This is a genomic window from Stenotrophomonas daejeonensis (assembly GCF_001431505.1).
Lineage (GTDB): Bacteria > Pseudomonadota > Gammaproteobacteria > Xanthomonadales > Xanthomonadaceae > Stenotrophomonas > Stenotrophomonas daejeonensis.
Genome location: NZ_LDJP01000016.1, coordinates 64,505 through 89,309, shown reverse-complemented (window position 1 = coordinate 89,309; position 24,805 = coordinate 64,505). Strand labels below are relative to the sequence as shown.

Here is a 24,805-nt window from a genome sequence, read left to right as displayed (position 1 = left end):
TAATGCCCATGCGGGGCAAGCCCCGCATCCACGGGTCGCCCCTCCTAGAACATGATGTTGATCATCACCACCACGATCACCGTGTAGAGCAGCGACAGCGGCGCGCCGATGCGCCACATCTCGCGCGGGGTGTACTTGGCCGGGCCCATCACCATCGAAATGACCGGGTTGGAGGCGGTCATCAGGTTGTTGGAGGCCGACAGGGCCACGATCAGTGCGAATGCAGTGGGATTGCCGCCAGCGGCCAGCGCCAGGTTGACCGCGATCGGCACGGTGACGATGGTGGCGCCGACGTGGCTGATGACCAGCGAGAAGGCGGTGGTCAGCAGCGCCAGCGCCAGTTCCAGCACCCATATCGGGATGCCGTCGGGCAGCTTGTCGATGGTGTGCCCGGCCACCCACGCCGCCGCGCCGCTGGAATCCATCGCCCAGCCCAGCGGGATCAACCCGGCCATCATGAAGATGGTTTTCCAGCTGATCGACGCATAGGCCTCGTCCATGCGCAGCACGCCGGTGAGCAGCATGCCGGCCACGCCGGTGAGCAGGGTCAGCGCCACCGGCAGCCGCGAGGTCAGGGCGATGATGATGGTGATGGCGAAGATCGCCATCGCGATCTTGAACTTGTGCGGGCGCTGCTCGCCCTTCGGGTAGTCGGTGACCACCACGAAATCGCGGCTTTCCGCCGCGGCGGAAAGGTCCTGCCAGATGCTGTGGAACACCAGCATGTCGCCGGCGCGCAGCGCCACGTTGCGCACGTCCTCGCGGATCACCTGCTTGTCGCGGTTGATCGCCAGCAGGCTGATGCCGCGCTCCTTGCGCAGGCGCAACTGGCCGGCGGTCTTGCCGATCAGCTTCGAGGTCGGTGGGATCACCGCCTCGGAAATGCCGGCACGGCTGGGGTTGAACAGGTCGCCGAGATTGCGCAGGCGCGAGGACATGCGCAGGAATTGGTTCTGCGCGAAGTCGGCCACCTGCTGGCGCGGGCCCATCGCGCCGATCACGCTGCCGACCCAGATGCGCATGTCCGCCGGCGGCGCCAGGCGGGTGTCGCTGCCGGTCTTCAGCGCCAGCAGCAGCGGCGCGTCGAACAGGTTCTCGGCCTCGCTGACGGTCATGCCGACCAGCGGGCTTTCGGTGGAGACGGTCAGCTCGAACACGTCGCCCTCGATGCCATAGGCGCGGGCGAAGTAGCTCTCGGTGCGCGCCGGGGCCTGGCTTTCGCCGTCGCCGTCTTCTCCGGCCAGCGACTTGCGGTCGCCGTGGAAACGGAAGTACAGCAGCGAGGCGACCAGCAGCGCCACGCCGATCGGCAATGGCGCGAACATCCGCAGCGGCTCGATGGTGGCACTGCCCGAGGGCAGGTTGTTGTTGGCCGAGATCAGCAGGTCGTTGAGCAGGATCAGCGGCGAGTTGCCGACCATCGTCAGCCCGCCGCCCATCACGATGGCGGCGGTGATCGGCATCAACAGGCGCTTGAGGGTGAGCCCGCTGCGCGAGGCCAGCCGCGCGGCCACCGGCAGGTACAGCGCCATCACCGACGTGTTCTGCATGAACGCGGAATTGATGCCGGCGGTGGCGCTGGCCAGCAGCAGCAGGCGCTGCTCGATGCCGCGCGAGCGCCGCAGCAGCCAGCTGGCCAGCCGGTTCAGCGCGCCGGTGCGGTCCAGCCCGGCGCCGAGGATGGTGGTGGCGATGATGCTCATCACCGCGTTGCCGGAGAAGCCGGCGAAGATTTCTTCCGGCGCGATCAGCCCGGTCACGCCCAGCACCACCATCACCACCAGCGCCACCACGTCGGAGCGGATGCGCTCGAACAGGAACATCGCCATCGTGAAGCCGACCAGCCCGAGCACGAGCTTCATGTCGGTGGTCAGCGTCAGCGCGGTATCCATTACGGCAGGGAACGAGGAACGGGGAACCGGGAATGGAAGAGGGCAGGTGCCTTCATCCGCGCGTTGCTTCCGGCGCTTGCGCTTGGCAGGGCCCCGCTGGAACGTGAAAGCGTCATGGCAGTTTCATTCCCTCAGTCCCCGTTCCCTGTTCCCTGCCTGTCATACAGCAAATCCCATACGCCGTGGCCCAGCTTCTGCCCGCGGGTCTCGAAGTGGGTCTGCGGCCGCCAGTCCGGGCGCGGCACGCTGCCGCGCGGGCCGGCGCGGTTGACCAGCCCCGGGGTGGCGTCGAGCACGTCCCACATCTGCTCGGCATAGTTCTCCCAGTCGGTGGCACAGTGCAACCGCCCGCCGGGGCGCAGCTTGCGCACCAGCAGCGCGGCGAACGCCGGTTGCACCAGGCGGCGCTTGTTGTGGCGCTTCTTGTGCCACGGGTCGGGGAAGTAGATGCGCACCTCGTCCAGCGCGCCGTCGGCGATCTCCTTCTCCAGCACTTCCACCGCGTCGTGGTGGTAGAGCCGGACGTTGCTTGCGTCGTCCTCGGCCAGCGCGTTGAGCAGGCGGCCGACGCCGGGGGCGTGGACCTCGATGCCGATGTAGTCCTTGGACGGGTCGAACCGCGCGGCATGGCGCAGCGCGGCGCCGTTGCCGAAGCCGATCTCCAGCACCTTGGGCGCGCTGCGGCCGAAGGTGGCGTCGAGGTCGCGCGGCTGGCCGTCGAAGTCGATGCCGAAGCGCGGCCAGCGTTCGTCGAACGCGCGCTGCTGGGCCGGGGTGAAGCGGCCCTGGCGCAGCACGAAGCTGCGTACCTCGCGGCGGCCCTCGGTGACGGTGAAGGGCTTGGGCGGCGCCTTGGCGCCGGCGCTGTCGAACGGGTTGGTCATCAGCCGATCAACCCGTCCACCGGCGAGGAGGCGCTGGCGTGGCGCTTGCGCGGGATGCGCCCGGCCAGGAATGCCTCGCGCCCGGCCTGCACCGCCTTGCGCATCGCGGCGGCCATCAGCACCGGGTTGCGCGCGCCGGCGATGGCGGTATTCATCAGCACGCCGTCGCAACCCAGTTCCATCGCGATGGCCGCGTCCGAGGCGGTGCCGACGCCGGCGTCGACGATGATCGGCACCTTGGCGTTCTCGATGATCTCGATCAGGTTGTACTTGTTCTGGATGCCCAGCCCCGAGCCGATCGGCGCGGCCAGCGGCATCACCGCGGCGCAGCCGATTTCCTCCAGGCGCTTGCACAGGATCGGATCGTCGGAGGTGTAGACCATGACGTCGAAACCGTCGGCGACCAGTTGCTCGGCGGCCTTGAGGGTCTGCACCACGTCCGGGTACAGGGTCTTCGCATCGCCCAGCACTTCCAGCTTGGTCAGGTTGTGGCCATCGAGCAGCTCGCGTGCCAGCCGGCAGGTGCGCACCGCGTCTTCGGCGGTGTAGCAGCCGGCGGTGTTGGGCAGGATGGTGTAGCGGTCCGGCGGCAGCACGTCGAGCAGGTTGGGTTCGCCCGGGTTCTGGCCGATGTTGCTGCGGCGGATGGCGACGGTGACGATCTGCGCGCCGGCGGCCTCGGTGGCCAGTCGGGTTTCTTCCAGATCCTTGAACTTGCCGGTGCCGGTCAGCAGCCGGGATGCATAGGTCTTGCCGGCGATGACCAGCGAATCGGTGGGGGCGTGTGCATTCATGCGCGGATTATCGCCGATCATGCCAAACGCTGCGTTGCGTGGCGCTACCCCGTAGATGCGGGGCTTGCCCCGCATGGAGCTTCCCCGGCAAGGCTCCGTGTGGGGCAAGCCCCACACCTACGACTGGGGGGAGAAATCAGCCGCCGCCCAGCGCGTGCACGATCTCGACCACGTCGCCCTCGTTCAACGGATGCTCGCCATGCCGGCCACGCGGCACGATCTCGCCGTTGACCTCCGCGGCCACGCGGCGTTCGGCCAGGCCTTCGGCGGCCAGCAGCGCGGCCAGGGTCAGGGGAGCGGGAAACTGGCGGGGTTCGCCGTTGAGCTGGATGTTCATGCGGCCATTCTCGCCAGCGGAAGAGGAAAATCCCAGCCCGATGCCGCGGTGCAGCGTGAGCCCGCCGTGGGGTAATGAAAAACTAACACCGTGCGGCGGCGTACGCTGCCGCTTTCCTCGTTCGCCAGGAGTTCTCCCATGCGTTTCCCGTCCCGTCCTTTGCGCTCGGCCCTTGCCGCGGCGCTTGCCCTTGCCGCCGTACCGGCACTGGCGCAGTCCCCGTTCTCGAAGACGGTGTTCTTCGGCGACAGCCTGACCGACACCGGCTATTACCGCCCGGTCCTGGTGCAGCTTGACCCCAGCGCTTCCATCGTCGGCCGTTTCACCACCAACCCCGGCTGGGTCTGGTCCGATTATCTGGCCGATTACTACGGCACCAATGCCATGCCCAATGGCAATGGCCAGACCGGCGACAACTATGCCGCCGGCGGCGCGCGGGTGGGCGTGGACAACACCAATCCGCTCAACCCGATGCTGCCGGCCACCCCGTCGCTCAAGACCCAGCTGAATGCCTACCTGACCGCCAATGGCGGCAAGGCCGACGCCAATGCGCTCTACACCGTGTGGGGCGGCGCCAACGACCTGTTCGCGGTGGCTGCCGGCGCGCCGGCGCAGGCCACCATCGGTGCGGCGGTGGCCGACCAGGTGGGCATGGTCGCCACGCTCGAAGGCGCCGGCGCGCAGTACGTGATGGTGCCGAACCTGCCCGACATCGGCCTGACCCCGTCTTCGCGCGCCGGTGGCGCGGTGGCGATGGCGCAGGGCACCGCGCTGGCCAAGGCCTACAACGACGCGTTGTTCGGCGGGCTGAAGCAGGCCGGCCTGCAGGTGATCCCGGTCGATACCTTCAGCATCCTGCAGGAAATCGTCGCCAACCCCGGCAGCTACGGCTTCAGCAACGTCAGCGACATGGCCTGCGCCTCGGCGTCGTCGCTGACCTGCAGCCCGCTGAGCTATGCCAGCCCCGGCGCAGCGGATGCCTACGTGTTCGCCGACGGCGTGCACCCGACCACCGCCGCGCACCGGATCCTGGGCCAGTACGCCATCTCGATCCTCGAGGCACCACGCCTGCAGCAGGTGCTGAGCCATTCGGCGCAGACCACCGGCCGTGCCCGTGCCGATCAGGTCGGTGCTCATCTGGTCGGCCAGCAGGATGACGGCCTGCGTTGGTGGGGCAACGTGCGTGGCGACATGCAGCGTTACGGCCACGCCGACCTGTACGACGGCATGGCCCCGGCCGGCCTGTTCGGCATCGATTGGGCGCGCAACGGCACGGTATTCGGCGGCTTCGCCGGCTATGGCCGCATGGATGCCGATTTCGGCAACAGCCAGGGCGACTTCACCCAGTCCGATACCACCCTGGGCCTGTTCGCCGGCTGGTATGGCGAGCGTACCTGGGTCAACGGCCAGGTCAGCTACAGCTGGCTGGACTATGACGTCGCCCGCAAGGTGCAGTTGGGCCCGGCCACCCGCGTGCACAAGGGCTCGCCGGATGGCAGCAACCTGACCGCCGCGCTCAACGCCGGCTACGAGTTCGGCCAGCAAGGCGGCTTCCGCCACGGCCCGGTGGCGGGCGTCACCTGGCAGAAGGTCAAGCTCGATGGTTACGTCGAAAGCAATGCCAGCGCCACCGCGCTGGGCTATGGCGACCAGGAGGTGGATTCCACCGTGGGCCGCATCGGCTGGCAGGCGCGTTTCGATGGCGGCAGCGTCCGTCCCTACGTGCAGGTCACCTGGGACCACGAGTTCGAGGACGGCCGGCAGGCCAGCGCCTGGTTGCAGACGATGGCCGACGTGGGCGCTTACAAGGTGCCGGGGCTGCAGTTCGACCGCAACTACGCCAGCGCCGTGCTGGGTGCGCGCATCACGTTGTGGGGGCTGGACAGCAACATCGGCCTGAGCACCACCACCGCGCAGAAGTCGGCCCGTGACGCGACCCTGTTCGCCAGCTTCGGCGGCAGCTTCTGATCCGATGAAAGCAGGCGGTGCCGACAAGCGGCACCGCCTTTTTGCCGGTAGGTCGGGGCTATGCCCCCGACGCTCCGCATGCTCGAACATCCAGCGTCGGGGGCGTAGCCCCGACCTACCCGGACAAGTTCGGCACCTGCAAGGGTGAGCCCGTTGCACTGCACACCTGCCACCGCATAGACTTCACCCCGCGCCACGCGGGCGTAGCTCAATGGTAGAGCTGTAGCTTCCCAAGCTACTGACGTGGGTTCGATTCCCATCGCCCGCTCCAGATACGCAACCGCTGCGTATGCTGCCGCGCTTCCTGCCCGGCACGCCTGCGATGAAGCTCGCAATCCTCTCCCGCAATAGCAAGCTCTATTCCACTCGTCGCCTGATCGAGGCGGCGCGCGCGCGTGGGCACGTGGTGCGCGTGCTCGACCCGTTGCGCTGCTACATGCGCATCGCGCCGGACGGCTTCGCCATGCACTACAAGGGCAGGCCGCTGACCGGGGTGGACGCGGTGATCCCGCGCATCGGCGCTTCCATCACCCGCTACGGCACCGCGGTGCTGCGGCAGTTCGAAATGATGGGCGCACGCACGCCGAACCCTTCCGATGCGATCCTGCGTGCGCGCGACAAGCTGCGCGCACACCAGGTGCTGGCGGCCAAGGGCATCGACATGCCGGTGACCGTGTTCGGCGACAATCCCGACGACACCGACGACCTGCTGTCCATGCTCGGCCCGCCGCCGCACGTGGTGAAGCTCAGCGAAGGCACCCAGGGCAGGGGCGTGATCCTGACCGAAAAGCTCAGTGCATCGCGCGGCACGGTGGAGGCGCTGCGTGGCCTGTACGCCAATTTCCTCGTGCAGGAATTCATCGCCGAAGCGCAGGGTGCCGACCTGCGCTGCCTGGTGGTGGGCGACCAGGTGGTGGCGACCATGCGCCGGCAGGCGCCGGAAGGGGACTTCCGCTCCAACCTGCACGCCGGCGGCAGCGCCGAGCCGGTGGTATGCAGCAGGGCCGAGCAGCAGGTGGCGGTGCGCTCGGCCAAGGCTCTGGGGCTGGGCATCGCTGGCGTGGACATGATCCGCTCGGCGCGCGGCCCGCTGGTGCTGGAGGTGAATTCGACGCCCGGGCTGGAGGGTATCGAGGCCGTTTCCGGCGGCGACGTCGCCGGGCGGATGATCGACTACGTCGCAGGCCTGAGGCGCTGAGGCCGGACTTGCGCTTTACTCCCATCTTTTTAACGACACTTTAATTCTGCGGCGCATAGGCTGGACGCACTGTGCCCTCGCTCTCCTCGGCGGGTCCGGTGATCGGGAATCTTCAGGCCCCGGCGGGATCCGCCGGGGCCTCGTTTTGTCACTTGTTGCGGTAAAACCGGGCCGCTAAAGTCGGATCTCCGCTTCGTTGGGAACAGCACTGGAACATGCCATGACAGCGAGTACCGCAATGGAAAGGTTCACGTGCGGATATGGCAAGGTGCGGTAGAGAACCAAAGGGCGCACAGGGCATGCAGTGAACTTTGCGCCCTGATTTCCGTCAGAGTACGCGGCAGCGATGCGCCGGCATCGCCTCCCCTGCACATACGATACCCACCGGCAAGGACAACAGAGGCCAACGTGCGCATTCTCGTAATCGAAGACAACAGCGATATCGCGGCCAACCTGGGCGACTACCTCGAAGACCGCGGGCATACGGTGGACTTCGCCGCAGACGGCGTGACCGGCCTGCACCTGGCCGTGGTGCATGATTTCGACGCCATCGTGCTCGACCTCAACCTGCCCGGCATGGACGGCATCGAGGTCTGCCGCAAGCTGCGCAACGATGCGCGCAAGCAGACGCCGGTACTGATGCTGACCGCGCGCGACTCGCTGGAGAACAAGCTGGCCGGCTTCGATTCCGGCGCCGACGATTACCTGATAAAGCCCTTCGCCCTGCAGGAAGTGGAGGTGCGGCTCAATGCGCTGTCGCGGCGCGGCAAGGGCGGCCACACCCGCGTGCTGGAAACCGGCGACCTGGAATACAACCTGGACACGTTGGAAGTACGCCGCCAGGGCAAGCTGCTGCAACTCAACCCCACCGCGTTGAAGATCCTGCAGGCGCTGATGGAAGCCTCGCCGGCGGTGGTCACCCGGCAGGAGCTGGAAACCCGCGTCTGGGGCGAAGAATTGCCCGATTCGGATTCCCTGCGCGTGCACATCCACGGCCTGCGAGCGGTGGTGGACAAGCCGTTCAACGCACCGATGATCCAGACCCGCCACGGCATCGGCTACCGGATCGCCGCACCCGATGCCTGAAACCACGGCGCAGGGCAACGTGCACAAGCGGGGACGTTACCGCCGCCGCCTGCGCAGCCGCATCATCGTTTCGTTCGCGCTGCTGGGCTTCTGCCTGACGGCGCTGTTCGCCTTCGCCACCAACTGGGCGCGCATGCGCGTGGAGAACCAGTTGGTCGAGGATGTGATGAACCGCAATCTGGATGCTTCCTGGCAGAGCTATATCCAGAGCAGTGGCCGGGAAGTGGTTGCGCCGGTGCAGCAGATGCGCGCGTTCCTGTATCGCCCCGACAAGCTGGATGGGTTGCGTCGCGATTATCCCGAGTGGGAGCACTTGCAGGACGGTATCCACAACTTCAGTGGCGAGGACGCTGACGGGAGGGCGTTTTCCTACAAGGTGGGGGTGCGCAAGACGCCTGACGCCTGGTTCTTCGTTGCATATGACATGAGCCAATCCGTCCGCGGCGAGCAACAGCTGAAGCGTGCCCTCTTCCTGTCGGTCCTGGTGTTCAGCCTGTTGTCCTGGGTATTGGGCTGGTGGTCCGCATCCCGGGTGATGCGGCCCGTATCCGATCTGGCTGCGCGCTTGCGGGCCTATCGCGGGGGCAGCAGCCATCCCGAGCCACTTGCGCCACGTTTTACCGACGACGAGGTAGGGCAGTTGGCCGAGACCTTGGACGACTACTCGGCACGCCTGACCGAGGTGGTGCAGCGCGACCGCGAGTTCAATGCCGACGTCAGCCACGAACTGCGCACGCCGCTGGCGGTGATCCGTGGTGCCACCGAACTGTTGCTGGCCCGCCCTGGGCTGGACGACAAGATGCAGCAACGCCTGCAGCGCATCCAGAGAGCAGAGCAGCAATGCAGCGATCTGATCGGCTCGTTGCTGCTGCTTTCGCGCAACGAGCGCGGGCAGGGCAGCAGCAACGTGGCCAAGGTGGCCGAGCAACTGCTGGAGGCCCACCGTGCACAGCTTGGCGGCAAGCCACTGGAGCTGGTGCTGGAAGGCGGCCGCGAACTGGTTGTGGACGCGCCGGAGGCGGCATTGTCGGTGGCGCTCGGCAACCTGATCGGCAATGCGGTCAAGTACACGCAGGAAGGGCAGGTGCGGGTACGCGTGCTCGACAATGCGGTGGAAGTGGTCGATACCGGCCCCGGCCTGAGCGAGAAGGATGCGGCCAGCTTGTTCCAGCGCGGTTACCGTGGCACCCATGCAGGGCATTCGCAGGGGGGCGGCATCGGCCTGTCCATCGTCAGCAGGCTGTGCACGCTATACGGCTGGCAGGTCGGTATCCACCCGGGCGAGGAGTGCGGCGTGGTGGCGACGCTGACATTTGCCCCGGCCGTTTGATCCCGTCTTTCGTAGAGCGGGCCTTGGCCCGCTGCCTTGGGCGGTGTGCATTGATGTGGGGGGCAAGCCCCCCACCTACGGCTTCGTGCAGCCGGCAGCCAATAGCCGGTATAGACGATCCAAGGCCTCCACCTGCGGCTGCAACTGCTCCGGGTGCCCGTCGTTGACGATCACATCATCGGCCAGCGCCAGCCGCTGCTCGCGACTGGCCTGCGCCTCGATCATCCGCATGGCCAAGGCTTCGTCGATACTGTCACGGCGCAGCAGCCGGGCATGCTGTACCGCCTGCGGGGCATCGATCAGCAGCACCCGTTGCAGCCACGGGTAGGCTGCGCGGCCACCGGCTTCGGTCAGCAATGGAATTGCGGCGATGGCATAGGGGCTGCTCGCGGATTCGCAGGCAGCCCTTATCAATGCACGGATGGCGGGATGGGTGATGGCCTCCAGTGCCCTGCGCTCCCCATCGTCCGCGAATACGTGCTCGCGCAGCCGCGCACGATGGAGCGTACCGTCGGCCTGCAGCATGTCCGCACCGAAACGCTCGGCAATCCGCTGCAACGCTGGGCTACCGGGGGCAACCACTTCGCGTGCGGCCACGTCCGCATCGGCCACGACGATGCCCAGCGCCTCGAAGCGTCGGGTGACTTCACTTTTGCCCGAGGCAATGCCTCCGGTGAGGCCGATGACGAAGGTGCTCATGCCGAATACCATAGATGCTGGCGTAGATGCGGGGCTTGCCCCGCATTGGGGCTTTCCCGGTAATGCCACGTGCGGGGCAAGCCCCGCACCTACGTCAGAAGCCTGCCAGTTGCCTGTAGCCGGCAATCATCTGGTCGCCCCACATGAACACCAGCCAGCCGGCGATGGCGAGATAGGGGCCGAACGGGATTGGCGTGGCGCGGTCGCGGCCGCGCGAATACAGCCAGATCGAGCCGATGATGGCGCCCACCAGCGAGGACAGCAGGATGATCGGCAGGATGCCTTTCAACCCGCACCATGCGCCCAGCGCGGCCAGCAGCTTGAAGTCGCCGTGGCCCATGCCTTCCTTGCCGGTGATCTGCTTGAACAGCCACCACACCGTCCATAGCGACAGGTAACCCACCGCCGCGCCCAGCAACGCCGGCTTGGCCGGCATGTAGAGGTTGTCCATGCTGCCCACCAGCCCCAGCCACATCAGCGGCAGGGTCAACTGGTCGGGCAACAACTGCGTGCGCAGGTCGATGCCGGACAGGGCGATCAGGAAGCAGGTCAGCACGATGGCACCGAAGCCCTGCCAGCCAAAGCCGAACTGCCATACGCAGGCCAGCACCATCAATGAGGTCAGCAGTTCCACCAGCGGGTACTGGATGGAGATGGGGGCCTGGCAATGACGGCATTTGCCACGCTGGAGCAGCCAGCTGAACAGCGGGATGTTCTCGTACCAGCTCAGCTTGTGCTTGCAATGGGGACAGTGCGACGGTTCCACCACGATGCCTGGCGGCGGCGGCTCGTAGAGGTCCGGCTCTTCCAGGATCTCGCGCGCGTCGCGCTTCCACTGCCACTCCATGCGCCGGGGCAGGCGCAGGATCACCACGTTGAGGAAGCTGCCGACCAGCAGCCCCAGCCCGGCAGCAAGGGGGTAGCCCAGGCCGGGGTTCTGGTCGAGAAATGCCATGTATCAGTTATCCGACAACGGAGGCGAGCTTGAAGATGGGCAGGTACATGCCGACGACCATGCCGCCGACGACCACGCCGATGAACACCATGATCATCGGTTCGATCAGGCTGCTCAGTGCATCCACCGCATTGTTCACTTCCTGCTCGAAGTATTCGGCCACCTTGAACAGCATGGTGTCCAGCGCACCGGCTTCCTCGCCGATGGCGGTCATCTGGATGACCATGTGCGGGAAAACGTTCACCTGCTTCATCGCCATGTTCATGGGGTAACCCACCGACACGTCGTCGCGCATGTGCAGCACGGCTTCTTCGTAGACCTTGTTGCCGGTGGCGCCGGACACGATGCCCAAGGCCTCCACCAGCGGTACGCCAGCGCGGAAGGTCACCGCCGTGGTGCGCGAGAAACGGGCGATGGCGCTGTTGTGCATGATCTGGCCGATCACCGGCACCCTCAAGATCAGGCGGTCCATGCCATGCTGGAGCTTGGGCGAGCGCTTGTAGGCGAAGATGAAGCCCACGATCGAGCCCACCACTACCAGCAGGATCAGCCACCACCAGCCCACCATGAAGCGCGAGGCTGCCACGATCATTTGCGTGAACACCGGCAGATCGGCACCGAAGCTGCTGAACACTTCTTCGAACTGCGGTACCACGAATACCAGCAGGATGGCACTGACCAGCAGCGCCACGGCAATGGTCATCGCCGGGTAAAACAGGGCCTTCTTGATCTTGCCCTTCAGTGATTCCAGGTTTTCCTGGTAGTTGGCAATGGTCTCCAGCACTGTTTCCAGCACACCGGCGCCTTCGCCTGCCTTTACCAGGTTGCGGTACAACTCGTCGAACTGCACCGGGTGCTTGCTGATGGCCTCGTTCAGCGAAGAGCCGCCTTCCAGATCGGCGCGTATCTGCCCGATCATCTTGGCCATGCGCGGGTTCTTGTGGCCGCTGCCGATGATCTCCAGCGCGGTCACGATGGGCACACCGGACTTCATCATCGTCGCCATCTGGCGGCTGAAGAAGGCGATGTCCTTGGGTTTGATGGGCTTGCCCGACGCGCCGAACAACGGCTTGGGCTTGGGCTTGACCACCGTGGGGGTGATGCCCTGCTTGCGCAGTTCCGCACGCAGCAGGTTGGCATTGCGGGCGTCCTGCTCGCCCTTCATCTTTGCACCGCGCTTGTCGGTGCCTTCCCAGACAAATGGCTGCATCAGGCTGGTGCTGCGGGACACCGGCTCTTTTTTCATTGCGCTACGGGTAACGGACATCGATCTTCTCCCCAGCCGGCCACTCCCCGGGCCGGACGATCCCCGCATGTTAGCCGGTCTGCCGCCGTGCGGCACCCGGAGTGACCAACAAGCGTGGTTCACATCACGTTCCCCGGTGGACCGTAGGTGCCGGGCTTGCCCGGCACGGCCCTTGGCACACACATGACAGCCTGCGGTCGAAAAGTGACGCCATGCGTCACCTTGGCGGATTCGTCCCAGAATCGGCACAAGGGGCTTTTCTTTCCGCTGGATGCTGCCATCATGCGCACCGGGGAGTTGGCAGGGGGCTGGCATTTGGCACGCAACCTGCTTCGCATACCCGTACCGGCTGGGCGACGGCCCATCCGTACCTACAATCCAGACCTCTAGGGGATGTACTCATGAAGAAGATGCAGCAGGGCTTTACCCTGATCGAACTGATGATCGTGGTTGCGATCATCGCCATCCTGGCCGCCATCGCGCTGCCGCAGTACCGTAATTACACCCAGCGTTCGGCCAATGGCGCCTGCCTGGCTGAAGCCAAGGCCTACATCGGTACCGCCGTGGCGGATGCCGCTGACGACCGTACCCCGGCCAACTTCAGCGCGAAGGCCTGCGCTAGCGGTGACACTGCAACCAAGGCGGACTACAGCGATGGTGCCACCATCAACTTCGCTGCGAATACCAAGGGCAATGCGAAGATCAAGCAGGACACCTCCTGCAACGTCGGCAGCGGCACCTGCGAGCTGGATCCGGTGTCTCCGTAAGTCTTGCGGCATTTTGTGCAAAGCTTGAATTGGAAAGGCGCCGCAAGGCGCCTTTCCTTTGCCTGAAAAATACACTCGAAATTTCCGGTTTCCGATGAATGCTTCTTCGCTGCGTTTCCCGTTGCTTGCCGCATTGCTGGCCATGCTGGCTGCCTGCTTGTTCCTTCCGGGCCTTGGCGGCGGCTTCATCTTCGACGACAAGCCGAACATCATCGAGAACACCGTACTTCACCTGACATCGCTGAAGCTGGATGACGTGCTGTATGCGGCCTACAGCTTCCAGCCGGGGCATGGCTCGCGCTCGCTGAGCATGCTCAGTTTTGCGCTGGACTACTTGCGCGGCGGCGGGCTTGACCCGCAGGTATTCAAAACCACCAATCTGCTGATTCACGCCTTGACCACGCTGGCACTGGCGCTGCTGCTGCGCCGCTTGCTGACTGCGGTGCAATGGCCGGCGCGGCGTGCGGCCACGGGGGCCTTGATCTTTGCGCTGCTGTGGGCCATCCACCCTTTGCAGGTGTCATCCGTGCTGTACGTGGTACAGCGCATGCAAACCCTGTGTACCTTGTTCATGGTGCTGGCCTTGTGGGCTTACTTGGCCATGCGCCAAGCGCAAATGGCGGGGCTGCGCAGCCGCCAATACGGCGTGCTGGCCGTGCTGTTCTGGGCGTTGGGCTTTGCAGCCAAGGAAGATGCCGTACTCCTGCCGCTTTACGCATGGGTACTGGAACTGACCGTATTGCGCTTCCGCGCCGCGCAACCGCTGCTGGCCACCGTGCTGCGCAAGGGTTATCTGTGGCTGGTGGTGGTGGGTGTGGTGGTCTATCTGCTGGTGGTGGTGCCGCACTTCTGGCGTTGGCAGGCCTACCCCGGGCGGGATTTTGACAGTTGGGAACGCCTGCTGACCCAAGGGCGCGTGCTGGTGATGTACCTGGGGCAGATTGTGCTGCCCATGCCGGGCCGCATGCCGTTTGTATATGACGACCTGAGTATTTCACGCAGCCTGTGGCAACCGGCCGCCACCTTGCCTGCATGGCTGCTGGTGTTTGGCCTGCTGGCTTGGGCATGGCGTTGGCGCACCAATCGGCCTTTGTTCGCCTTTGGCGTGTTGCTGTTCTTCGCCGGACATTTCATTACCAGCAATGTGATCAATCTGGAACTGGCGTTTGAACACCGCAACCATTTACCCTTGATTGGCGCAGTGCTGGCCATCGGCGACTTGTGCATGGCGGCTTGCCAGCGTTGGGCCGTACCGCACCGGGCCGGTTACGGCTTGCTGGGCTTGGCCATTATTGGCTTGGGCACCGCCACGGGTGTGCGCGCCCACACCTGGGGCGACCCGCTGCGGCAGGCCTTGGAAACCGTCAAGATATCGCCGCATTCGGAACGGGCCTGGTTGCAACTTGGCGGCGTGTACGCCAGCCGCATCCAGTCCAGAGCCGACAATCCCAGCCTTGACCTGACCATCGCCACCTATCAAAAAGGTGCTGCCGCCACGGGGTCCGCGACGTTGCTGTCAAACGTGGTGACCTTCAAAACCATCAGGGGGAACGTCACCCCAGCGGATTGGGAGAAGTTTCTGACCCGCTTGCAGCAAGTGCCGATGAATGCACAGAACAGGCGCATTATCTGGGTGATGCTCAACAATGTGGATCGCGAGATACCGTTGGACAGGGGGGGCGTGCTGCGCGTGATCGAGAGCATTTCCAGTCGCACCGGCTTCAGAGCCGACGAATATCTGCGAATCGGAGCCTACATCCACAACGAGACGCGTGAGCCCGGCAAGGCCTTGCCCTATCTGCGTCGCGCGGTGGAAAAGTCACCCCCAGGTGACCCGGACATCGACAAGTTGCTGACCCAGTTGCGTGCAGCAGGGCGCGGGGACTGGGTGCAGGAACTGGAGAAACTGCCAAGGGCGTCACCAAAACGCTGAGGTGGCACGAATCATGCTTCCTTGAATTTGCATTTCCACATCCAAACCGGGGCGTGTCATGAAGGGGAAAAACGGAGGGTTCACCCTCATCGAGTTGATGATTGTCGTGGCGATCATCGCCATTCTGGCGGCCATTGCGCTGCCGCAATACCGCAATTACACCCAGCGTTCGGCCAATGCCGCTTGCCTTGCGGAAGCGCGCGCCTACTTGAGCACGGCAGTGGCCGACCTGGCGGGTGCCGTCACACCTGCGACCTACGTGCCGAAAGCCTGCGATGCCAGCGCCAACCCAAACCTGATTGCAACTGATTTCGCCACGCCCAGAACCGTCACGTTCGACACCCGCACCAAGGGCAATGCCGACATCAAGCAAAATGCCGTCTGCAATACCGGCAGCGCCCAGTGCGAGTTGGTGGATGACTGAGCCTGCTTTCTGTTCTATTTATGATTGGCATGGGGTAGTGGCTTCCTAACAGGAATGGTCGGCGGCGGGGCTGGCTTCCCGCAGGTACAATGCGGATGCCGGAGCCGAGGCGTGATGCGTTCGTGAGCCAATGATTGCCGATCTCAAGAAAATCTGGGCCGTATTCACCCCCGTGGAGCGGCGCAGGGCAACATGGATGCTGGGGTTAGTGGTGCTGATGGCAGCAGCGGAGACGCTTGGCGTGCTGTCGATCATGCCGTTCCTGTCGGTGCTGGGCCGGCCGGCGGTGATCCACGAGAACCCGCTGCTGCAAGCGGCCTACGAATGGTTGGACTTCGGGGGGCAGCGCAACTTCATCCTGGCCCTGGGCGTAGCTTCGATTGCCGTAGTGATCGCTTCATCCTTGTTCAAGACCGTTACCCTGCACCTGGTCAACCGCTTCGTCCATCTGGAGCGGCATTCGATTAGCAGCCGGTTGCTGTCGGGCTATTTGCGCCAGCCATACGAATTCTTCCTGGGGCATAACTCCGCGGACCTGTCCAAGAACATCCTGTCCGAAACCGACCAGATGCTGTTCAATCTCGTACAACCGCTGGCACAAATGTTTGCGCAGGGGGCGGTGATACTGGCGATGGGGGGATTGATCATCTGGTATGACCCGTGGATGGCATTGGTCATATTGTTTGGAGTGGCGTCATTGTATGGCGCCATCTACGGTGTGGTGCGTAAACGATTGGTGCGTACCGGCATGGAGCGGATGCATGCCAATCGTGATCGTTACCAAGCCAGCAACGAAGTGCTTGGCGGCATAAAGGATGTCAAGATCACTCATTCTGCTGCGGCATACATGGAGCGCTTCGAACGCGCATCACGGTTGTATTCAAGGCATCAGGCAACCAACGATACCTTGAGCCAGACACCATTGTATCTGGTGGAAGCCGTGGGCTATAGCGGCTTGATCCTGATAGCCTTGGCCCTTTTGCTTCGAACGGATGATGTGGCCCATGTATTGCCGGCACTTGGACTGTATGGTTTTGCCGCCTACCGGATGTTGCCTGCTGCACAAATCGTATATCGTGGATTTGCCAAGCTGAAATTTTCATCGCCCGCACTGGATGTGATCCATCGTGACCTGGCACTTCCGTTCGTGGCGGAGCCCAAGGCAGAAGGCATGCTGGTCCCGAGGCAGGAAATCCGCCTGGAAAACGTCTGCTTTGCTTATCCTGCCGCACCGGAAAGGCGGGTGCTCGATGATTTCAGCCTGGTGATCCCTGCCAATGGCAGTGTTGGTATTGTCGGCAAAAGTGGTGCCGGCAAGAGCACGGTAATGGATCTGTTGCTTGGCCTGTTATCGCCGCAAGCTGGCACCCTTAGCGTGGATGGGGTGCCTATAACAGGTGCCAATGTGGCCAACTGGCAACGTGCCATTGGCTATGTCCCGCAGCATATCTATCTGACCGACGCAAGTGTCGCCGAAAACATTGCTTTTGGCGTGAAGAAAGGAAGCATCGACATGAGGGCGGTGGAGCGGGCTGCCCGGGCTGCGCAGATACATGATTTCATCATCGGCGAATTGCCCGATGGGTATGCCACCTTTGTGGGGGAGCGCGGCATCAGATTGTCAGGTGGACAACGGCAGCGGATAGGCATTGCGCGGGCGCTGTACCATGATCCCGCCGTGCTTTTCTTTGATGAAGCTACCAGCGCGCTGGATACCGAGACAGAGCTTGCCTTGGCCAGAGCAATCAGCATTCTCGCAAGTAGGAAGACCATTGTCATCATCGCTCACAGGGATATATCCCTTCAGTCCTGTGGGTCGATAATCAGGGTGGATGCGGGCGATTCGAATGGTTCGTGAAAGAATGGATGAAGAAAAAGAATCCCTTGGTCGTGTGGGGGGCATGCGACAGTGTCATTCTGTCCCCTCCCCGTCGTCTGCCATGAAAGAGGGGAGCTTGCCGATTCCTGTCATCATGGAGCGGTTGCTTTCGCGCATGAAACGCATGGCACGGTATCTGAGGAAAAATGGAATAACTCTGCCTGGGAGTATCTATCTGCTCGCTCGACTGTCCGAGCATGTGGGCCTTCGGACGGTGGCAATGCGGCTGTATGCCACCGCCCTGCGTTGCGCGGATGCCTCGTCCAGCAGGTTTGTTTTTGGAGGGCGCCAATCCTGGGAGTTCCAGGGCGAGCGGAATCTGGCTCGACTCGGCCGTGGGCAGGTTGTTGATCCACTCTTCGATTGCAATGCTTGTCCGGATATGGCCAGCGCCGTGCCGAATGATGTCCGAAGGAGGGCGCCCGGATATTATCAGGTGTTCATGGGATACAGGGGAGTGTCGATTGATGGGTTCCTGCGTCCTGGACTTGGGATGTCGGAGCTTGATGTGCTGGTGGATGGGAAGGTCATCTGCCGGTTGACGTCCGCGCGGGATTTGTTCGGGTTCGGTGTATTTGCACTTGACATATCACGCGCTGCTGTGGCCATGCTGCCCTCCGAATGCGACTTGTCATTACGGCTCGCGAACGGAGATATGCTGCTTCATGACGGTTGTGGCTATACCAAGCTCCATATTCCTCATGGTCGATGTTCAGGGTTGGTATTCGATGACGAAGTGAGGCTGGATAAGAAGGGTTTCCCGGTCAATGCCACGATTGATATCGCAATGCTCCACCGAGGCTTCATGGAGGTCTATGGCCGGGCGAGAGACTTCTTTGATATGTCATGGGGACGGCCATTGTTTGTCTTGTACGGGACCCTGCTTGGGCAACACCGGAATCAGGGCATCATACCCGGTGATGATGATTTCGATGTCGGTTATTATTCGGATGCGGATTGTTCCCGGGATGTTCTTTCCGAAGGAATGGCTATTGCTATTGCTTTGGTGGAGGCGGGCTTCATCGTTACAGTTAATCGTGGCGGCAGGCTTTTTCGGCTTCGTTTGCCTGGGTTTCCACCAGCCTGTCATCTGGATGTCCACGCAATCTGGCACGAGCGCGATAGACTCTGGGTACACCCGATGGCCAGCTTGGACTGCAATCGGGAAGATTTCTTGCCGGCCAGAACGGGTAGCCTGAATGGCATGAGCGTATATGTGCCGAATCACCCGGAAGCTTTTCTTGAAGGTTATTATGGGGCCGACTGGCATATTCCCAATCCGGCATACTCCACAGCAGCACGCCGCTTTCCTCGTTGGAAATTGCGATTTCTCAAGCGTTCCTGTGTTACCCCAAAGCAATTGACGTGGATGCACGGGCAGATCAAATCCTCCGATACCGGTGGTGGAGCCTTGATCGCCACTGGTCTTCAATCGATCTATCCCTTGGAACGTTACGAGGAACTTTGTGACTGGTAGGGCGGCATTGTGAATGCCCGATGATTGCATTGTTTCCTGATGGGGAACCAATGTGTCAGTCCCGCGGTGTGAGTATATGGATTTTGTTTCGGATTCCTTGGGCTGCGAGCACATGACAACTATTCTCACGTTCGGTACTTTCGATGTCCTTCATGTCGGGCATCTGCGTATTCTTGAACGTGCAGCGTCATTGGGTGATCGTCTGGCCGTGGGCATTTCATCCGATGCACTGAATTTTGCCAAGAAGGGGCGTTTGCCGGTGTTCCCGCAAAACGAACGGATGCGTTTGGTTTCTGCGTTGCGTTGCGTCGACTCGGTGTTTCTTGAGGAGTCACTTGCACAGAAGCGTGACTATTTGCTGCAGCATGCAGCGGATGTATTGGCAATGGGAGATGACTGGCGAGGACGCTTCGATGAATATTCCGATATCTGCAGGGTGGTCTATTTCGAACGGACGCCGTCCGTATCCACCACGGAAATCATCGAGAAGATAAGGCTCTAGTTTCCGGCTTTCCCGATATTTTTCGCAGGCGCGCAATGCAGTTTTCCGTTGCATTGCCGTCTGCCATGTTGCCGTATACCCGTTCCTTGATGTCCTGATGATGTATTTCATGTGCCTGCCAATAGGTTCTCGGCTGATTGATGCACATTTCCAGCATGCGCAGTAGACCATGCAGGTCCTTCACGATACTGCCGAAGCGATATTCGGGGCCGAGTGAGAATCCTTTGCGGAATGGTGGAGGCACGTCCAGGAACAGGGTAGGGCGGTCAAGCAGAAGAAAATCGAAGGCGATAGATGACCAGTCGCATACAAGGACGTCGCTGGCGAGGAGGATGGACTCCGCATCAGGGTAGATGGTGCTGGGCAGACTCACTATCCTCGGAAGGGCGGGAGAGGGCTTGGCGCCGGTATTTAGGTGGCTGCGCAGCAGGATCGTCGCGCCATGATCGACGGCCAATGCGGACAGGGCTGCGAGGAATTGCTGTTCGTTGCAACCGAAGGGGTAGATGCTGCGCCCCTCGTCATCCTGCGTCCATGTGGGAGCAAACAGGATGGTCTTGCCGCATGTCGACGGATCCAGACCCAGTTGGAGCTTGGCGATTGATTCGTCCGCGGTTCGAAGGATCAAACGATCAGTCCGCATATACCCCGTGGCGTGGACCTTGTCTGGAGAAAATCCGAATTTTTCAATCCAAAGGCTTCGCTGCGATGTTGATGCTACCCAGATTTCGTCATATTCATGCTGCAAACGGAAATCATTGATGTCGAAACCCTTGAAGGGGATTCCATGCCAGACATCAATGCACCTCAAGCCTGCCTTGCGGTAGGCAGGCAACATTATTTCAAGGCTATGCAGGCCGTGATCGCTGATGATGGCCAGGGTGCGTGCCAGTAGTGCCGCGGCTCTGGGGGAGCAAGCCCATTGGCTGCGGATGCCGGCGTACTGCAGCTCCCGGCAGTATGCGCGGTCCATGCTCAGGAATATGGCAGAAGGACAGCGCTGGTATATAGGCAGCAGGTTGCCGTTGAGCTTGTGGCCATAAAGAACGATGGCTGATTTCTTCCTGAAAGGGCGGAAGAGAAGCCCGATCACTGCTTGCAGTGCGAAGGTAGCAAGTTGGCACCAATGCACCGGGTTATGCTTATTTATTTTCAACGCAGGCCTGGGGATTAGGTGGGCTTGTGGTCAATTGCAGTGCTTCGCGGAGGCTTTCACCGAAACGTGGCCATGCGAATTGTCGGGCAAAAAACGTTGCTCTGCTCCGTTCCATGGTGGTTTTCCCATTCAGGGCCCGTAACGCGGCCTGCGCCAGTCCAGAATAATCTCCTGGTTCCACCAGATAGCCGGATTGTCCTTGGGCTACGGCATCCACTACGCCCCCGGTGGCGAATGCAACGGTGGGCACTCCATGTGCAGCAGCTTCGATGGCAACCATTCCGAAACCCTCTGGATCGCCAGGAAGGCTCCGTACCGGAAACACGTGCAATGCTGCACATTCATAGGCGCATGTTAGTTCTGCAGGATCAGTGATGACACCGAGGAAGCGCAGATGTTGGCCGATACCTGCGGCATTAGCTACGGCCTGGATGCTTTCGCGGGTTTGCTGGCTGACGTGCAACGAGTCGGCGGGAGCATCGCCAATGACGACGAGGGTGGTGTCGGGGATCTCGTGGACGATGGCCGGTAGTGCATGCTGAACGAACTCGCGCAATCCCTTGCGGGTGGTCAGGCGGCCAATAGACAGCAGGAGACGGTTGTCGCCAAGGCCGTGGCGTTGCCGGAATGCCTGAAGTGTAGCAGCAGACTGCGGTGCGTTCGGAATCTGCACGCCAGGGTGCACGATGCGCAAGCGAGGTTCGATGACTCCCAGCCTGAGTGCCAGTTCGGAGGTGGGCCGGCTGTTGGCGATGACGCCATCCATGCGACGGATAGCGGGATGCCATAGCGCGCGATAGATGGGGTGTCGTACAGCGGCATCTAGTCCATGCAGGTACACATTGGCACGGGCATTTGCCATGCGTGCGGCCATCAGGGCTGCGGGAGCAGTCAACCCGCTGCCGGCCAATACGATATCCGGCTTCCAAGAGAGGGCAATGTGCATGGCTCGCCAAGCCGAGATAATCAGGAATCGCCATAGCGGACGCAACGGCACTTCGGTCAGCTCTACCTGTGCGGGGCGCTGGGTGGCAGAGCCTTCGGGACCGACTATCCGTACCTGGGCATAGCGTGACAGTTCATCGGCAATATGCCAGTTCAGTCGTTCCATGCCGCCTACTAATGGCGGCAGGTTGCGGGTGACGAGGAGAACCCGGGGGCGTAGGGGTTCAGCCATCGCGCCGATAGGTCAGATTGGTGATCTGCTCGGAAATCAGCCCGATCAGGAAGATGATTACTGCTGCGCTGAACAGCAGGACGCTCATATTGGTGAAACGGTGCATGGTGGCAAAGGTGTAGCCGTAATAACCCAGCCCAGTGAGGAAAAAGGCAATGGCTACGGGCGCAAACAGTTTCAACGGCGAATACAACGTGGCGATCTTGAAGATGATCAGAAGGAAACGAATGCCGTCCTTTATCGGGCGGATGTGGCTGCCGGTCCCCACGCGCTTGGCTACCGGGATGGGCACATAGGCTACCGGGTAGGCGCTGCGGAAGAACGCCATGGTGCTGGTGGTGGGGTAGCTGAAGCCATTGGGTAGCAGGTGCAGGAACTCACGGAACTTCTCCGCGCGTACGGCGCGGAAGCCGGAGGTCAGGTCATCGATGCAGTGGCCGGTCATGTGGCTGGCCAGGCGGTTGTAGAAGCCGTTGGCCAGGCCGCGATGCAGGTTGGCCTGGCCGCTGGCGTCTCGCGCTCCTACCACCATGTCGTATCCCTCTTCCAGCTTGGCCAGCAGCGCGGCGATGTGTTGCGCGCTGTGCTGGCCGTCGGCATCCATGAACACCAGCACGTCGCCGCTGGCGGCGCGGCTGCCGCGCTTGATCGCCGCGCCGTTGCCCATCGAGTAGGGGTTGCTGACCACCTGCGCACCGTGGCTGGCGGCGATGGCGGCGGTGTCGTCGGTGGAACCGTCGTTGACGACGATGATCTCGGCCTGCGGGTATGCCTGCCGCAGTGCCGGCAAGGTGCGTTGCAGGCCCTCGGCCTCGTTCTTGGCCGGCAGGATGATGCTCAGTTGCTGCACGTGGTGTACCTGTTGATTCTCCCCGGCCACATGGTAGCGGGAAGCGGCCACCGGGGAATGCGGGTGTGCCGGGACGTGGTGCTCGTCGCAGAATTTGAGTGGGTGCGGCAGATTGGTCGGGTTGGTTGGCCCGAGGCATGGGGCAGGGAAATGCCTGCTCCGCATGGCCGCCGCATATGGCGCCGGCCCAAGGCTACAATCGCCCCATTGCTGTCTGCTCTGGGGAAAACTGAATGAACGCAGCCGCCAATCTCGTGGGCATCACCGGCATTGCGCGCCGGCTGGTGCAGGACGGGGCGCTGGACGAGGCCGTCGCCCGCAATGCAATGGCACAGGCCGGGGAGGCCAAGGTGCCGCTGGCGCAGTGGCTGGCCGACAAGCGTCTGGCCACCGCGGCGCAGTTGGCCGCGGCCAATGCCGTGGAATTCGGCATGCCGCTGCTGGACGCGTCGGTGTTCGACGCCAGCCACAATGCGATGAAGCTGGTCAGCGAGGAATTGCTGCGCAAGCACAATGTGCTGCCGCTGTTCAAGCGCGGCGGCAAGCTCTTTATCGGCACCAGTCACCCCACCCAGCCGCTGGACGAGATCAAGTTCCACACCAACCTGGTGGTCGAGCCGATCCTGGTGGACGAGGACCAGATCCGCCGCACCCTGGAACTGTGGATGGCCAGCAACGATTCGCTGGGCGATTCGCTGGGCGGCGGCGACGAGGATATGGGCGACCTGGAGGTCAGTGCCGGCGACGAGGACATGGGTGGTGGCAGCGATTCCGGCGTCGATGCCAAGGGCGATGACACCCCGGTGGTGAAGTTCGTCAACAAGGTGCTGGTGGACGCCATCCGCAAGGGTGGGTCGGACATCCACTTCGAGCCGTACGAAGACGACTACCGCGTGCGTTTCCGCATCGACGGTTTGCTCAAGACCGTGGCCAAGGCGCCGGTGAAGCTGCGCGAGCGCATCGCCGCGCGCCTGAAGGTGATGTCGCAGCTGGACATCGCCGAGAAGCGCGTGCCGCAGGACGGCCGCATCAAGCTCAACCTGTCCAAGACCAAGCAGATCGACTTCCGCGTCAGCACCCTGCCGACGCTGTTCGGCGAGAAGATCGTGCTGCGTATCCTCGACGGCAGCGCGGCCAAGCTGGGCATCGACAAGCTCGGCTACGAGCCGGAGCAGCAGAAACTGTTCCTGGAGGCCATCCACAAGCCTTACGGCATGGTGCTGGTGACCGGTCCCACCGGCTCGGGCAAGACGGTGTCGCTGTATACCGCGCTGGGCATCCTCAACGACGAGACCCGCAACATCTCCACCGCCGAGGACCCGGTGGAAATCCGCCTGCCGGGCGTGAACCAGGTGCAGCAGAACAACAAGCGCGGCATGACCTTCGCTGCGGCGCTGCGCTCTTTCCTGCGCCAGGACCCGGACGTGATCATGGTCGGCGAAATCCGCGACCTGGAAACGGCCGAGATCGCCATCAAGGCGGCGCAGACCGGCCACATGGTGCTGTCCACGCTGCACACCAACGACGCGCCGCAGACCATCGCGCGCCTGATGAACATGGGCATCGCCCCGTACAACATCACCTCGTCGGTGACGCTGGTGATCGCCCAGCGCCTGGCGCGGCGGCTGTGCAGCCACTGCAAGCGGCCGGCGGACCTGCCGGAAAACGCGCTGCTCGCCGAGGGTTTCACCCCGGCGCAGATCAGCCAGGGCATCCAGTTGTACGAGCCGGTCGGCTGCGACGACTGCACCGAGGGCTACAAGGGCCGTACCGGCATCTACCAGGTGATGCCGATGACCGACGAGATCGCCACCATCGTGCTGCGCGGCGGCAACGCGCTGGACATCGCCGAGGCCGCGCAGCAGATCGGCGTCAACGACCTGCGCCAGTCGGCTCTGCTCAAGGCGGCGCAAGGCATCACCAGCCTGGCCGAGATCAACCGCGTCACCAAGGACTGAGCCAGTCCCTCGTGCCTTTGTGGATGCGGGGCTCGCCCCGCGGCGCTTTTCCGGTGAAGCCCCGTGCCGGGCAAGCCCGGCACCTACGAGGCAATCTTGTAGATGCGGGGCTTGCCCCGCATGGGGCTTTCTCGGTGAAGCCCTGTGCCGGGCAAGCCCGGCACCTACGCGTCCCGCTCCTCAAGCGAGTTGACGCCCGGCCGATACCTTGGGGACAGGGGCTGGCAGGGTGGTTCGACCGCTGCGCGGGGTTGCGGTAGGCTGGCGCGGCACGTGTCGGTCCACGCAGCGGT

The 24,805-nt window shown here is 63.0% G+C and carries 21 protein-coding genes and 1 tRNA gene; 12 read left to right on the top strand and 10 right to left on the bottom strand.

Going from position 1 to position 24,805, the window contains the following annotated elements; genetic code table 11:
- Positions 1 to 44 precede the first annotated feature (44 nt).
- From ABB34_RS03805 to thiS, 4 genes are all read right to left on the bottom strand, one after another.
- Positions 45 to 1,892: an SLC13 family permease gene (locus ABB34_RS03805; protein ID WP_057639914.1), complete on the bottom strand. Its 1,848-nt coding sequence runs from the start codon at positions 1,890 to 1,892 to the stop codon at positions 45 to 47.
- A gap of 131 nt (positions 1,893 to 2,023) precedes the next feature.
- Positions 2,024 to 2,776 carry a tRNA (guanosine(46)-N7)-methyltransferase TrmB gene (trmB, locus tag ABB34_RS03800; RefSeq protein ID WP_057639913.1) on the bottom strand — a complete coding sequence of 251 codons (753 nt, stop codon included), beginning with the start codon at positions 2,774 to 2,776 and terminating at the stop codon, positions 2,024 to 2,026.
- A complete protein-coding gene (locus tag ABB34_RS03795; RefSeq protein ID WP_057639912.1) occupies positions 2,776 to 3,570 on the bottom strand; it encodes a thiazole synthase in 795 nt (264 codons plus the stop codon). Before ABB34_RS03795 ends, trmB begins: the two co-directional genes overlap by 1 nt.
- Before the next feature lie 136 nt (positions 3,571 to 3,706).
- Positions 3,707 to 3,907: a sulfur carrier protein ThiS gene (gene thiS, locus ABB34_RS03790; RefSeq protein ID WP_057639911.1), complete on the bottom strand. Its 201-nt coding sequence runs from the start codon at positions 3,905 to 3,907 to the stop codon at positions 3,707 to 3,709.
- 138 nt (positions 3,908 to 4,045) lie between these two features.
- On the opposite strand from thiS, the gene ABB34_RS03785 reads away from it, so the two are divergent.
- The 5 genes from ABB34_RS03785 (at position 4,046) to ABB34_RS03765 (ending at position 9,489) form a co-directional block, all read left to right on the top strand.
- Entirely contained in the window at positions 4,046 to 5,875 is a 1,830-nt protein-coding gene (locus ABB34_RS03785; protein WP_057639910.1) for an autotransporter domain-containing esterase, read from the top strand.
- 197 nt (positions 5,876 to 6,072) lie between these two features.
- Positions 6,073 to 6,146: transfer RNA gene (locus tag ABB34_RS03780), tRNA-Gly, on the top strand.
- A gap of 51 nt (positions 6,147 to 6,197) precedes the next feature.
- Positions 6,198 to 7,073, top strand: coding sequence for a 30S ribosomal protein S6--L-glutamate ligase (rimK, locus tag ABB34_RS03775; protein WP_057639957.1), 876 nt, complete (start codon positions 6,198 to 6,200; stop codon positions 7,071 to 7,073).
- A gap of 408 nt (positions 7,074 to 7,481) precedes the next feature.
- Entirely contained in the window at positions 7,482 to 8,159 is a 678-nt protein-coding gene (locus tag ABB34_RS03770; RefSeq protein ID WP_057639909.1) for a response regulator transcription factor, read from the top strand.
- Positions 8,152 to 9,489, top strand: coding sequence for a sensor histidine kinase (locus tag ABB34_RS03765; protein WP_057639908.1), 1,338 nt, complete (start codon positions 8,152 to 8,154; stop codon positions 9,487 to 9,489). Before ABB34_RS03770 ends, ABB34_RS03765 begins: the two co-directional genes overlap by 8 nt.
- Positions 9,490 to 9,564: 75 nt before the next feature.
- Here ABB34_RS03765 and coaE read toward each other — a convergent pair whose 3' ends face one another.
- The 3 genes from coaE to ABB34_RS03750 form a co-directional block, all read right to left on the bottom strand.
- Positions 9,565 to 10,188: a dephospho-CoA kinase gene (coaE, locus tag ABB34_RS03760; RefSeq protein WP_057639956.1), complete on the bottom strand. Its 624-nt coding sequence runs from the start codon at positions 10,186 to 10,188 to the stop codon at positions 9,565 to 9,567.
- A 94-nt stretch (positions 10,189 to 10,282) separates the two neighbouring features.
- Positions 10,283 to 11,143 carry a prepilin peptidase gene (locus ABB34_RS03755; protein WP_057639907.1) on the bottom strand — a complete coding sequence of 287 codons (861 nt, stop codon included), beginning with the start codon at positions 11,141 to 11,143 and terminating at the stop codon, positions 10,283 to 10,285.
- Positions 11,144 to 11,150: 7 nt separating this feature from the next.
- A complete protein-coding gene (locus tag ABB34_RS03750; protein ID WP_057639906.1) occupies positions 11,151 to 12,410 on the bottom strand; it encodes a type II secretion system F family protein in 1,260 nt (419 codons plus the stop codon).
- Positions 12,411 to 12,790: 380 nt separating this feature from the next.
- Between ABB34_RS03750 and ABB34_RS15765 the strand changes: the two genes are divergently transcribed.
- The 6 genes from ABB34_RS15765 (at position 12,791) to ABB34_RS14765 (ending at position 19,371) form a co-directional block, all read left to right on the top strand.
- On the top strand, positions 12,791 to 13,156 hold the full coding sequence (locus ABB34_RS15765; RefSeq protein WP_057639905.1) for a prepilin-type N-terminal cleavage/methylation domain-containing protein: 366 nt from the start codon (positions 12,791 to 12,793) through the stop codon (positions 13,154 to 13,156).
- A gap of 94 nt (positions 13,157 to 13,250) precedes the next feature.
- The gene (locus ABB34_RS15140; protein ID WP_057639904.1) at positions 13,251 to 15,089 is read left to right on the top strand and encodes a hypothetical protein; all 1,839 of its coding nucleotides are present in this window, start codon (positions 13,251 to 13,253) and stop codon (positions 15,087 to 15,089) included.
- Positions 15,090 to 15,147: 58 nt separating this feature from the next.
- The gene (locus tag ABB34_RS15760) at positions 15,148 to 15,513 is read left to right on the top strand and encodes a prepilin-type N-terminal cleavage/methylation domain-containing protein (RefSeq protein WP_057639903.1); all 366 of its coding nucleotides are present in this window, start codon (positions 15,148 to 15,150) and stop codon (positions 15,511 to 15,513) included.
- Positions 15,514 to 15,643: 130 nt separating this feature from the next.
- Positions 15,644 to 17,371 (top strand): ABC transporter ATP-binding protein, encoded by a 1,728-nt coding sequence (locus tag ABB34_RS03730; protein WP_057639902.1) that lies wholly within the window; start codon positions 15,644 to 15,646, stop codon positions 17,369 to 17,371.
- 4 nt (positions 17,372 to 17,375) lie between these two features.
- Positions 17,376 to 18,869, top strand: a complete 1,494-nt coding sequence (locus ABB34_RS15135; protein WP_161808887.1) for a LicD family protein — start codon at positions 17,376 to 17,378, stop codon at positions 18,867 to 18,869.
- Between the two features lie 76 nt (positions 18,870 to 18,945).
- Complete coding sequence (locus ABB34_RS14765) at positions 18,946 to 19,371, top strand: FAD synthase family protein (protein WP_245625401.1); 426 nt, start codon at positions 18,946 to 18,948, stop codon at positions 19,369 to 19,371.
- Here the strand turns inward: ABB34_RS14765 and ABB34_RS14760 are convergent.
- Genes ABB34_RS14760 through ABB34_RS03725 form a run of 3 tightly spaced genes read right to left on the bottom strand, consistent with a single transcriptional unit; the run spans position 19,349 to position 22,554 of the window.
- Positions 19,349 to 20,503, bottom strand: coding sequence for a CDP-glycerol glycerophosphotransferase family protein (locus ABB34_RS14760; RefSeq protein ID WP_245625400.1), 1,155 nt, complete (start codon positions 20,501 to 20,503; stop codon positions 19,349 to 19,351). The genes ABB34_RS14765 and ABB34_RS14760 overlap by 23 nt on opposite strands.
- A gap of 10 nt (positions 20,504 to 20,513) precedes the next feature.
- Positions 20,514 to 21,638 (bottom strand): glycosyltransferase family 4 protein, encoded by a 1,125-nt coding sequence (locus tag ABB34_RS14755; protein ID WP_152979491.1) that lies wholly within the window; start codon positions 21,636 to 21,638, stop codon positions 20,514 to 20,516.
- Positions 21,639 to 21,696: 58 nt separating this feature from the next.
- Complete coding sequence (locus tag ABB34_RS03725) at positions 21,697 to 22,554, bottom strand: glycosyltransferase family 2 protein (RefSeq protein ID WP_057639901.1); 858 nt, start codon at positions 22,552 to 22,554, stop codon at positions 21,697 to 21,699.
- Positions 22,555 to 22,787: 233 nt separating this feature from the next.
- Here ABB34_RS03725 and pilB point away from each other — a divergent pair, with 233 nt between their 5' ends.
- On the top strand, positions 22,788 to 24,512 hold the full coding sequence (gene pilB / locus ABB34_RS03720; protein WP_057639900.1) for a type IV-A pilus assembly ATPase PilB: 1,725 nt from the start codon (positions 22,788 to 22,790) through the stop codon (positions 24,510 to 24,512).
- The last annotated feature ends 293 nt before the right edge of the window (positions 24,513 to 24,805 follow it).